Origin of the sequence: Methylocaldum sp. RMAD-M (assembly GCF_017832375.1) — a bacterium.
Lineage (GTDB): Bacteria > Pseudomonadota > Gammaproteobacteria > Methylococcales > Methylococcaceae > Methylocaldum.
This window is the reverse complement of record NZ_JAFIBZ010000037.1, coordinates 33,572-45,428: the sequence shown is the minus strand read 5'-3', so window position 1 is coordinate 45,428 and position 11,857 is coordinate 33,572. Positions and strand designations below refer to the sequence as shown.

8 protein-coding genes are annotated in these 11,857 nt (G+C 56.2%); 1 reads left to right on the top strand and 7 read right to left on the bottom strand.

The window, feature by feature from the left end; genetic code table 11:
* Positions 1–117: 117 nt before the first annotated feature.
* The 7 genes from JOD69_RS22170 to JOD69_RS22140 all read right to left on the bottom strand — a co-directional run bounded on the left by JOD69_RS22170 (position 118) and on the right by JOD69_RS22140 (position 10,806).
* Positions 118–951, bottom strand: a complete 834-nt coding sequence (locus JOD69_RS22170; protein WP_139840959.1) for a DUF3037 domain-containing protein — start codon at positions 949–951, stop codon at positions 118–120.
* A gap of 37 nt (positions 952–988) precedes the next feature.
* Positions 989–1,687: a HipA family kinase gene (locus tag JOD69_RS22165; RefSeq protein WP_086132766.1), complete on the bottom strand. Its 699-nt coding sequence runs from the start codon at positions 1,685–1,687 to the stop codon at positions 989–991.
* A gap of 166 nt (positions 1,688–1,853) precedes the next feature.
* Entirely contained in the window at positions 1,854–4,895 is a 3,042-nt protein-coding gene (locus JOD69_RS22160; RefSeq protein ID WP_086132767.1) for a type I restriction endonuclease, read from the bottom strand.
* Between the two features lie 90 nt (positions 4,896–4,985).
* Positions 4,986–6,119: a Fic family protein gene (locus JOD69_RS22155; protein ID WP_086132768.1), complete on the bottom strand. Its 1,134-nt coding sequence runs from the start codon at positions 6,117–6,119 to the stop codon at positions 4,986–4,988.
* Entirely contained in the window at positions 6,116–7,426 is a 1,311-nt protein-coding gene (locus JOD69_RS22150) for a restriction endonuclease subunit S (RefSeq protein ID WP_086132769.1), read from the bottom strand. Before JOD69_RS22150 ends, JOD69_RS22155 begins: the two co-directional genes overlap by 4 nt.
* A 115-nt stretch (positions 7,427–7,541) precedes the next feature.
* Entirely contained in the window at positions 7,542–8,444 is a 903-nt protein-coding gene (locus JOD69_RS22145) for an Abi family protein (protein ID WP_086132770.1), read from the bottom strand.
* A gap of 139 nt (positions 8,445–8,583) precedes the next feature.
* Positions 8,584–10,806, bottom strand: coding sequence for an N-6 DNA methylase (locus JOD69_RS22140; protein WP_205780920.1), 2,223 nt, complete (start codon positions 10,804–10,806; stop codon positions 8,584–8,586).
* Between the two features lie 436 nt (positions 10,807–11,242).
* Between JOD69_RS22140 and JOD69_RS22135 the strand changes: the two genes are divergently transcribed.
* On the top strand, positions 11,243–11,761 hold the full coding sequence (locus JOD69_RS22135) for a hypothetical protein (protein WP_205780921.1): 519 nt from the start codon (positions 11,243–11,245) through the stop codon (positions 11,759–11,761).
* The last annotated feature ends 96 nt before the right edge of the window (positions 11,762–11,857 follow it).

Here is an 11,857-nt window from a genome sequence, read left to right as displayed (position 1 = left end):
AGGCATGGGACACCCCGCTTGTGATAGATGCCCATAGTCTAAGGACCCTAGCGGCTCACTATGTGAGCCTGTACTGAACTTCGTCGCTAATCAGGTAAAACTTTTCCCGACTTGGAATTATTGCCGGGCAAATTCGAGAATGGATTGAGCCTGGCCGTAGGGCGTAACAATCACGCCGGCATCTTTCAGTTCGTCTACCACCTCGCGCTTGGCTCGGCCCCGAGGAGTGAAATCATCAGGACCATGAACCGCGAAAAGAACCTTACCGGGTAACAACTGGCGCTTTCTTAGCGCATTGATGCGTACGACCCATTGGCCGCCGTGATCAATGATGCGCGCGGCGTCGGTATAGCCCAGATTGAGAGGTTTGATTATCTTCTCCGGCTTATCATCCGGCCCGGCGACAAAGGGAAATTGCGCGTGGTATTCGTCGTTACCCACACGGGCGGGGTGAAACCGATCCAGCAGCTTTGCATCGCGCAGCCAGCCGCGCACACCTTTTTCCAAAATGTGTTCCTGATATTCGCGGGTCACGAAATTGCGTTCTACGTAATACGCGTAAAGCTCTTTCAGCTTGGCCTGGGGATCGTCAGCCAAAACAACACGCGAGTCGCTAAAGCGCAGCATGGTTTCCCGTGGTTTAACGATTTCGGTCCACAATGTCAGAGCACCCATTCGATCCAGGTTTTTCATGCGGCGATCCGTACCCATCTGCTTGAGCATGCCGTCGATGCGCTCCAATTCCTCCCGAAGAGTCCGAATTGCCGCTTTATAGACCTTGGGCTCCATCTGCTCGAAAAAATTGGTCACCCGCGCATGGCGGTTGACCAGCAGCTTGAAACCAAAGAAACGCGCATTGGGTGCGAACATGACCACGCCGACGTTGGCAAACTCCCCCGTTTCGATGAAAGGCATGAAGCGGGCAATCGCGTAGTGACAAGCGGTTTTCATGGCGGCAACGACCAAAACGTTTCAGACAAGGCTCGGTTCAATAATTCCTTGATCTGGGCGAACGGAAATTCAACGGGGTCGTCTGTTCGGGATCAATGAACATCCAGGATTCCGGGAGATTATGGCAGGCTTCCTCCCAAATGCCGAGGGCATTTGCGAACCGTGCGGTGTAGACATCGCGGAGCAAGAAATCGCTGAACATTAAGGAAATATCATCGGAGAACACATGGAGTTCGACGAAATCCGCGGCCGAGAATTCTGGGTCAAAGGCCAGGTTATGGTCGATCACCACCAGCGAGCCACCATCCGCCGGGTTCCAAAGCAGGTTGGAATTGCCGCTTAAGGCTGTGAGATTCCGGTCGCCGTTATGCACCCACCAGTCAAAGGCAATGACATCCCGGCGTTGTGCCTCCGGCACTAGACTGCGATGTGCCTCGGTCAACTCCACCGCATTGACTCGACGTGAAGCAAAAACATTCCCCGCCCCCAGGTCACGCAACCATCCGGTCAGGTCCGCCTCGATCAACTCTTCCGGCACATGGGCAATGGCATAGGGCGCGATGGGCAAGCCGAATGCCTCTCCCAGGCGGGCGCACAGCCATTCGGCGATCAGCCCCCGCCGTGTCGCGGAGCGGCCTTTCACGAAATACACCTCGCCATCGTCGCCACGGCAAACGTAAGGCTCCGTCCGGCCCTGCACGGAACGTTCGAGCACCTCGACGATGGTCAGGCTCATGCGGCGACGGTGGCTTGAGCCGGGGCCGACGCGTCACGCAGAACGGCCGCGAACAGACGGCGGCTGTCGACTTCGGTGGCTAAGGCCGAAGAAGTGTTATTGCTCTCCGTTACTACACGAACACAATCAGATGCCGGATTTATGTCCTGTCGAGCCTGCCTGCGTTTCAACTGCCCGCCTCTCCGGCCGATTTAACTTGCTGGTAGACGGCCCGCATCAAGTAGCTCGCGGCAACATTTCGGAAGGCTTCGTCGTTCATCAGCCGGACGAAGATTTCTTCGTTGCCGTCCATCCGCTCGATAAAGAGGTTTTCGAGCTGCTTGTTGAAGACGGGCTCGAAGTTTTCGATGGTGTTGGCCATCACCGCCTGCCGCAGCTTTTCGTTGGCAACGGCGGTTTCACGGACCTGGTCGAAGAAAAGTTGATCGGCCGGCGTGAACTCGGTACCGAAACGTTCATTGAGCTGGTCCACCAAGGTCGAGAGTTGCACATCCTCATCCGCTTGACCGGTGCCCACCTCTGTAGGGCCATAGAGTGCCTCGGGCTCGCCCGCCTTCAGGTCGATGGCCCCTTCGCTGATTTTCTGGAGGCGGTAATACTTCAACTCCACTTCGTCGTCGACTTGAACCGTCCGGTTGTCGGTGGTGCGCGGCAGCTTGTTCAGCAGGAAACGGGCGTAGGTGTAAAGCTTCTCGTGATCGGAATCCTGGTAGGGAATGATTTGCGAAACGAAGCTGTACAGATTGCGGAAACTGACCAACTGGCTCTTGAACAGGTTTTGGTCTTCCTCCCCAAGCTCCTTGAAACGCTCAATTGCCAAATCGAGCAGGCCATTCAATTTCTTGTGCTCAGCGCCGGTAGGATTGAGCCGGTTACGGAACCAAATTTCACACCAGGCACTGACCTCGGCCTCGGTATAGATTTTCCAGCCCGCCAGCGTATGGGAGAGGGTGTTGAGTTGCTGCGGGTCGGTATCTTCGCCCTTGGGGGTGAACTCGTAATAGGGCTTGAAGGCGGCATAGATGTCTTCGGGTTCGTTGACGAAATCCAGAACGAAGGTATCCGTCTTACCGCGCGTGATTCGATTGAGGCGCGATAGTGTCTGCACCGCCTGGATGCCGGACAAGCGCTTGTCGACGTACATGCTGTGTAGCAGGGGCTGGTCAAAGCCCGTCTGGTATTTCTCCGCCACCAGCAGGACTTGGTATTCCTCCGTGTTGAACTTTTCCGGCAGCTCCGATTCCTTGATGCCGCCATTCATGCCCACCTCGGTGAACTTTTTGTCGCCGAATTCCTTAAGCGTAATTTCGCCCGAGAAGGCCACCAGAGATTTAACGTCGGTGTAACCCTTCTCCTTGATGTACTTGTCGAACCCCAGCTTGTAGCGCACCGCGTGTTCACGCGAATTGGTCACCACCATCGCCTTGGCGCGGCCGCCGATCTTGTGGCGGGTGTGCGTGCGGAAGTGCTCGACGATCACCTCCACCTTCTGAGCGATCTCGTAATCGTGAAACTCCACGAAACGCGCCAAGGCACGCGCCGCCTTCCGGCGCGGTACCTCCGGATCGGTCTCGGCCTTCTGGATCAGCCTGTAGTAACGCTTGTAGCAGGTGTAATGCGCCAACACATCGTGGATAAATCCTTCCTCGATGGCCTGCCGCATGCTGTAGTGATGGAACGGCGCCTTCCCGTCCGGCCCCGGCTCGTTGAACACGCACAGCGTCTTGAACTTGGGCGTCGCGGTAAAGGCGAAGAAACTCAAGTTGGACTGCCTGGCGCGCTTGAGCTGTTCGCGCAGCAGCTCCCTCTTGGCCTCCTCGCTCAAACCCTCGTCGTCCATGTCCAGCAGTTGCTCGGCAATGGCCGCTTCGATGCCGTCCTTGTTCAGAATCTTGCGCAGCTCCATCGCGGTTTCGCCGCTTTGCGAGCTGTGAGCCTCGTCCACGATCACGGCAAAGCGCTTGCCGGCCGTCGAGATGGCTACCGATTTGCCGTTGGCCTCCATCGTGCGGATGGCCTGGCTGATGAACGGAAACTTTTGGATAGTCGAGATGATGATGGGCACACCGTCGGCCAATGCCTTGGCGAGCTGCTGGGTGTCTTCGTCGATCTTCTGCACCACGCCGAGTTTGTGCTCGAACTGGAAAATCGTGTCCTGCAACTGCTGGTCCAGCACCCGCCGGTCGGTGATGACCACCACCGAATGGAAAATTTTCTCGTTATGGGCGTCGTGCAGGCAGGACAGGCGGTGGGCCAGCCACGCAATCGAGTTCGACTTCCCCGACCCCGCCGAATGCTGAATCAGATAGTTGTGGCCCGAGCCGTGCGCTCGCGCATGGTCCGTCAGGACGCGCACCGCGTCCAACTGGTGATAGCGCGGAAAAATCATGGTCTCCTTGCGATGCCGCTTGATACCTTTATCGGTAACCACGGTATTTTCCTTCACGTGCAGGTGGAGGAAACGCGCCAGGATGTCCATCAGGCTGTCGCGGGTGAGCACCTTGTTCCATAAGTAGGCGGTGCGCACATCGCCTTCCGCGGGCGGATTGCCCGCGCCGTGGTTGTAGCCGAGGTTGAACGGCAGGAAGAACGTATCCTTGCCTTCCAGCTTGGTGGTCATGAACGCCAGTTCGGTATCGACGGCGAAATGCACCAGGCAACGCTGCTTGAAGGCGAACAAGAGTTCCTTCGGATCGCGCTCGAAGCGGTACTGGTATTTGGCGTTCTCCGCGTTCCAGCGCGTGGCCGACATCGGGTTTTTCAGCTCCAATGTGGCGATCGGCAGGCCGTTCACCGCCAGCACCACGTCGGGGATAGTCCCGCTCCGGGTCTTGATCTGCCGCGCGATGGTCAAGCGGTTATCGCCGTAACGCTCGGTGGCCGAAGGGTCCAGCCCGGTATTGGGCGCGAAGTAGGCCAGGCGCACCGTTTTCCCGACGCATTTGAAGCCCCCCCGCAACACCGCCAGCGCCCCCTTGGCGGCCAGTTCCTTGACCAGGCTGTCCAACAACATCGCCGGCGCCTTGCCCGCATCCAGTCGGGTCAGGCGCGCCCAGATTTTGGGTTGGGTTTTCTGTACAAAGGCTATCGTTTCGCCGGGGAACAGCGCGGCTTCCGGGTCGTACGTGCTCGGGTCGACCTTTTCGTAACCGCCGATTTCGATCAGGGCGTGTTCGATGGCGTTTTCGAAGTCGATTTCTTTGTGCATCGTTTCCCCCGGAATGCTGGATGCTCACAGCCGAGATTTGCCGGCAAACTTACCTTGCATCCTTTCTTATGTAAATAAAACCCGCTTTCCTTACCTTATGAAAAGTTCAAGGTAAGGTTCAAACACATATAAACGGTTGCGGGCCGCGCCGGTCACCTCGCGCAGCACGCCCAGGCGTATAAAATCGCGCAGCAGAGCATTGACGGTGGGGTGCGACAGCCTAAGCTCTTGTTCAAGATAGGCCGCCGTCACCATCGGCTTGCGATACAACACATTCAAGGCTTGCCGGGCGTTGGGGGTTCGTTTCCCGAGCTGCAAGAGTTGCTGCTCAACTTGGTTACGCAGCGCCAGTATTTGCTGAAAGGTGTCCCTACCCTTGGTGGCGGTTTGGGCAACTCCGCTGAGAAAAAAACGCACCCAGTGTATTAGGTCGTTGGATGATCGCACACGCATCAAGGCATCGTAATAACTGGCTCGGTTGCGTTCAAAAAAGTCCGACAAATACAGCGAAGGCTTGCTCAGCAAGCCGTGGCTGATCAGATACAGCGGAATCAGCAAGCGGCCAATACGCCCATTGCCATCCAGGAACGGATGCACCGTCTCAAACTGATAATGGCTGATCGCCGCGCGTATGAGGTGCGGCACGACGATGTATTCGTTGTGCCAGAATTTTTCCAAATCGCTCATCAACTCCGGCACGCTCTCATGATGTGGCGGAACGAAAGTGGCATCGGCCAGGCTGGAACCACCGATCCAGTTCTGGCTGGTGCGGAACTCGCCGGGTTGCCTGTGTTCGCCGCGCACGCCGCGCATCAAGATGGCATGAGTCTGCTTGAGCAGCCGATTCGACAGCGGCAAGCTGTTTAATTCGGCTACGGCGGTGTTCACGGCGTCGATGTAATTTCGCACCTCCCGCCAGTCGTCGCGCTTTTCGGGCCTGATCTGCTCTTCGGGCATCAAGGCTTCGTCAATGCCGGTTTGCGTGCCTTCGATTTTGCTGGAAGTCTGCGCTTCCTTGACCACATGCATTTCGATGAATAGATCAATATCCGGCACGATGAGCGAAAAGGCGTTCAACTCGCCCAGGGCGCGGGTGGCTTGCTCCAGCAAGGCATTGATGCCGGGGTCTTCCCAGCGCCACTCATGATTGACCGGCACCGGCTCGAAACTCTTGTACTGGTAACGCGCCTGCCAGCGGCCGGCTTTGAAACTTTCGAATTTCATGCGGCTTCCTGATTCGGTTGCCAAGCCCGCACGTCGATTTTGCCGGTGACGGCGTTGGTGATTAGGGCGGCGTGGTATTCTTGAAGACGCGAGATGGCCTGTTCGATCTTTGTAGCGAGGGCGTCGATCTCGGCGGTTTCGCGGTCCAAGAAGGTAGTTATTGCAGTTTGCTCCTTGATGGAAGGGCAACTAATTATTAGATTTCCAGCGGTCGTAATATTGAAATGCTGCTGAATTGCCCCACCGGAACCAGACTCGAACTGTGCTTTTGCAGGCTTTGAATTTAAAAAGAAATCGAGAAATTCTGATGTAGCTACCGTTGGTTTTCGAATAATAATCAGATCAATGCAATTTGCGCCATGAAATCGTTTATCAACAATCGCTGTGGTTCCTGGCTGTCCAGATCGGACGGCTACTAAATCGCCCTCGAATATTTTTGACTTCGCATGTAGATCATTCGATTCTGGAGATATAAAAACTAAATCGTCAGTAATTAGTTGATGTTGCTTTACATTAAGGGAGCGTAAAGCTGGAATGCCAGACTCAACATAATATTTAGAAGGCTCCACTACAATCCCAACCGTAATAAACGGTGAAACGAATTTAAGCCGTTTTACTTCCCAATGCGCCGGAATCTCCCCCAACCAAGCTACCCCCGAATCCTTCATCGGCACCAAAGGATCAAGCCCCTTGGTGACGGCATGGCTGATCAGCGCCGTGCGCTTTTCGGCCAGCTTGTCGAGTAAGGCTTGCTTCTTGGCGATCAGGGCATCGATCTGGGCGGTTTTGAAATCGAGGAAGCGGGCAATGGCTTGTTGTTCTTCGAGTTCAGGAAGTAAAAGCGGCAGATTCCCGATAAAATCCCAGTTAGCTCGGGGCATTTTGCTACCGTATGTCGACGAATCTACGATATTGATGAAATCGCGAGAAAGCATGTAATACTTCAGAAATGCGGAGTGAACTTCGGCTTTGCTGCGAATAACAAGCGCTTCACTGGAAATCAACCCTTCCTGTTCAGCCAAATGAACTTTAGCCAGATATGGACGCAGCTTTCCGAAAAGCAGGTCACCAGTCGAAAAAGCCGATGCTAAACCCTCGCTATTGGCAATCTCTCCGAAAATTCTTCGTCCAGTCCAGGATTCGATATGCTCAAGGCCAAGATATGGCAGAGATGATTCTTCAACGCTTACCTTGTCGTTAACTAACTCGGTAGAGAACTTTAGTCTCTTGATTCTCCAGTGGCTGGGAATGTCCTGCAGCCACTTAATGCCAGAGTTTTTTAAATCCCGATATTCCGCATACGTCATCACACCACCTCCCCTAACATCCCCACAATCTCCTTCTCAAGCTGGCTGATTTCCGCCGCGATCACTTCCAGCGGGCGCGGCGGCTGGTATACATAACCGGAGTATCTCGGGTATTTCATGGCACCGCCTCCCGCCAGATCGGCAAGCTTGCCCAGTCGTCCGGAAAATCCATCGCCGCCACCGGCACCGCGTGCGCTTCCAGCAAACCCTTGAGCCGCGCCCGCCAGTGATGCGCCGGGGCAATTAGGTCCATCACGTACAGGAGAATAACCAGCGTGTTGTAAAGCTTGCGCGAGCCGGGTTGACACTGGGCCAGCAGCCCGGCCGGCTTGCTGCGCGGCAGTTCCGGCGTGATGGTGAATTCGCGGTTCCACAGCCGACTGTGATGGGCGCAGGTGTTGCGTACCAGGCAAAGATGATGCAACCAGGATTCCAAAACCCTTTGATCGATGCGGTACACATCGGCAATGGCGCGGCGGGTCGGCATGGGTTTCAAGTTGTTGTAAAGACGTGAGAGTAGGCCAAGCGAAATGACTTCGCACACGGCCCAGACCGGCGGCAGGTCTTCGGCATAGGTGCTTAGCAGATGCCGGATGAAAGTTTCGTCCGAGCGTTTGACCTCATCCCCCAGCTTGTCGAGATTCTGGCGCCAGCGGTCGGCACGTTGGGCCAGGGTCGGATCGAGATGCGCGTGGGGTCCGTGCCGGTGGGCCAATTGATAGGCCCACTGGGCGCGCACCGAGACCTCGACGCGCTCGATGGCGTCCAGAGTCAGAAGCCGCAATTCGCGATCGAAGATGTACAGGTTGAGCACGTCGACAAATCGCGTGCCGGGCAGGAATCGATGACTCCGGTGATCGGCCTCGAACGGCAGCCAGTAGGCGCCGAGCCGGTAGTAGTTGAGATGCTGAAGGTAGAACGCGGCTTGGGCGGGGTCGTCGATTTCCAAGCCTCGGCGTCGCAGCAGCGCGACTTGATCGGCGTAGGTGGTGGCCGGTTTGGCGAAGGGGCGCTTCATCAGGCATCCCCCGGAAAAAAGTAACCCGCCGGTTTGAGGGTACGCTCTCGCGCATAGCCTTGGCGGGTTTTGTTGGAGCGTAATCTACACAAACTGTGAACCGTTTTCAACGTAAACGCGCAATCCAGCAAACGCGTGTTCACGCCGTTACCTCCCTCAACATCCCCACAATCTCCTTCTCAAGCTGGCTGATTTCCGCCGCAATCACCTCCAGCGGGCGCGGCGGCTGATACACGTAGAAATGCCGGGTCAGAGGGATTTCATAGCCGACCTTGGTTTTATCGTGATCTATCCACGCATCCGGAACATGCGGCAGGACTTCGGCCTTGAGGTAGTCCTCGCAGTGGTCGCGCACCAGTTCCAGCAGTTTGTCGTGGCCGGTTTCGTTGTCGTAGCCCAGCGGCAAGGGCAAGGTAATGTCATCGGGCAGGGGTACGATTTCCGTATCGCGCAGTTCGGGATCGGGTTCCGGATTGCCCTTGGCGTCCCGGCAAATGTCGGCCTCCGGGTCGCGTTCCGACAGCGCCGCGAGGATGGCTTTCCTGACCGGCGCGCCAATTTTGATACCCGCCTTTTTCAGTGCGGCATCAAGCACGGCCTCGAACTCGAAGCGGTTGCGGTAGAGCGTTTCGCCATTCATCCGTTCCAGGGCGGCTTTGATGGCCGCCTGGGTTTTCTCGCCCGCGGCGATTTCGGCGCGATAGACGGCGTCATCCTTGCGCTTCTTGCTGCTGGCGAGATTCGCAAAGGCGCTCTGCGCGGAAAGCCGTTCGATGCGTTCGGCGCTGGCCCGGAAGTTGAGCCGCAATGGCCGTTCCACGGTGATCTTGAGAAAGCCGAACTCGCGATTATCGAACACTTTGCTACACACGCGGCGTTCCGGTTTACCGTCGATCAATACTTCGCTTTCGGCGTCATGCTCGTGTTCGGCGTAGAGCCGCACCAGTTCCTTGATGTGGCCGTCGGAGAGTTCGTTGCGCTTGTTGCCCAGGCTCTTGTCCATCTTCTTGAAGTGCCGGGTGCCGTCGATCAGTTGCACCTTGCCTTGGCGATGCTTGGGCTTCTTGTTGGTGACGATCCAGATGTAGGTGTAGATGCCGGTGTTGTAGAACATCTGATCCGGCAGGGCGACGACCGCGTCGAGCAGGTCGTTCTCGATGATCCAGCGGCGGATATTGCTTTCGCCGCTGCCCGCATCGCCTGTGAACAAGGGCGAGCCGTTGAAGACGATGGCGATCTTGGAGCCGTCGCCTCCCACGTTCTTACCATCGACCCAGCGGGGCGGCTGGTGCATCTTGGAGATCATGTGCTGCAAGAAGAGCAGCGAGCCATCATTGATGCGCGGCAATCCGGCCCCGAAGCGGCCAGAAAAGCCCTGGTCTTTGTATTCGTCGCGCACGAAGTCTTCTTCCGGCTTCCACTCCACGCCGAAAGGCGGGTTGGCCAGCATGTAGTGGAATTTCTTGTCCGGGTGGCCGTCATGCGGCACGAAGCCGTTGGTTTTGTTCTTGGCGTCCTTGATCCCCAAGGTGTCGCCGTAGATCAGGTTATCGATCGGCTCGTCCTTGATCAGCAAATCCGAACAGCAGATGGCGTAGGCCTCGGGGTTGTATTCCTGGCCGAATAACTCGATGTGGGCATCGGGATTCTTCTCGGCCATGTATTTTTCGGACTCGGAAAGCATTCCGCCCGTGCCGGCCGTTGGGTCGTAGACGCTACGATAAACACCGGGCTTGAATACGTCCTTTTCGCCGGTGAAGAGCAATTGCACCATCAGGCGAATGACTTCGCGCGGGGTGAAGTGGTCCCCGGCCTCTTCGTTCGCTTGCTCGTTGAACTTGCGCACCAGTTCTTCGAACAGGTAGCCCATCTGCAGATTACTGATGGCCTTGGGCGACAGGTTGATTTCCGCCGAACAGAATTCCTTGATGATCAGGAACAGGCGGTTGGCTTCGTCGAGCTTGGCGATTTCCGTCTCGAACTCGAACTTGTCGAAGATGTCCCGCGCGCGCGGCGAGAAGCCGTGAATATAGGCAATCAGATTGCCCGCGATATTGGGCGCGTCGTCGAGCAGCTTTTTAAAGGTGAACCCGCTGGTGTTGAACAGTTCCTGCTTGCGTCCTTCCGAGGCAATCCGCGACAGGGCCTTATCCAGGGCGGGACCGGTGATGCCTTTCTCTTCAAGGCGCTTCTTCTCCTCAAGCACCTTCTGCTTGTTCTCGGCCAACACCAAATCAAAGCGCCGCAGCACGATCAGCGGCAGCATCACGCGCCGGTACTGCGGCGGACGATACGGGCCGCGCAGCTTGTTGGCGATGTTCCAGATGAATCCGACTAGGTTTTGATGTTGCGTGCTTTGCATGGACAGTTCTTGTAGTTGTTCTTGCGCTGGCATAACCGCTACCCGCGATCAAGCCGCAGTGATGTTCAATGTGGTCAGGTTCCAATATTTGCTGGGCACGCTAACGAGGCTGTCTTGCGTGCCAGCGAGTAGCTTTGGCGTCCAAAAATCTTGAGCCCGAACGTCCTGCATCAGGATGAATGGCGAGCGTAATGATTCGGATTCAGCCCAAAACCGGTGCCTCGGTGATGACGATAGAAGCGAAAAAAGGATGGCTGAAAGTCATCGTTGGTTCCCCCATCCACTCCTCCCTCAAATTTACGCCCAAAACCGATTAGCAGGGAGTTACGAAGCTTTATTCGATTTCAACTTAAACGGCAAAACCTCACCGATTTCGCGGGTGCTGATAAGGTGAATTTTTTGTAACGTATTCTAGCATCCGAAATAATCCAACGCGTTGAGCCATACCGTTACCAAGAATAGGGGGAAACCATGGCCCGGAAATACTCGCCCACTCATCGAGCGCGGGTTATCCGGCGAACATGCCGATCTGCCGGACTTACTGACAGCCACACCGGAAGAGATCGCCGAGCGCCAACGGAACGCTGAACTTGATCTAGCCGCGACCCAGAAGGCGGCGGCGATTCTCCGCAAAGGCGGACCCAAGGCTTACGAAAAAGCCAGGCGAGCGCTGATTCCGGAATCCCGCGACTGGTGGGATGAGCATGTCGAGGAAGAAGAATATCCGGCGACTGCTGACGACCTGGCCGAATTCATCCGTGAGACCTTAAGACCGATCTGCATTCGCATGGTGCAAGAGGTTCGCTTTCAACCTGCAATCAAAGCCCAAACCTTGGGCGAAGGGCTGCAAGCGCATCGCCTGGAGAAGCTCTCCCGCTACGAAACGCATCTGGATCGCAAATTCGAGCGCACCCTGGCCATGCTTTTGAAGCTGAAAGAGCTTCGAAACGGGTAGGACAGCGATCAATTCGAAACGGCCGCAAAATGAAGCGCGACAAGGGTTTGAGCATGTTTCAGAGAAGTCGACGGTGCCAACTTTTTTAATGATTTC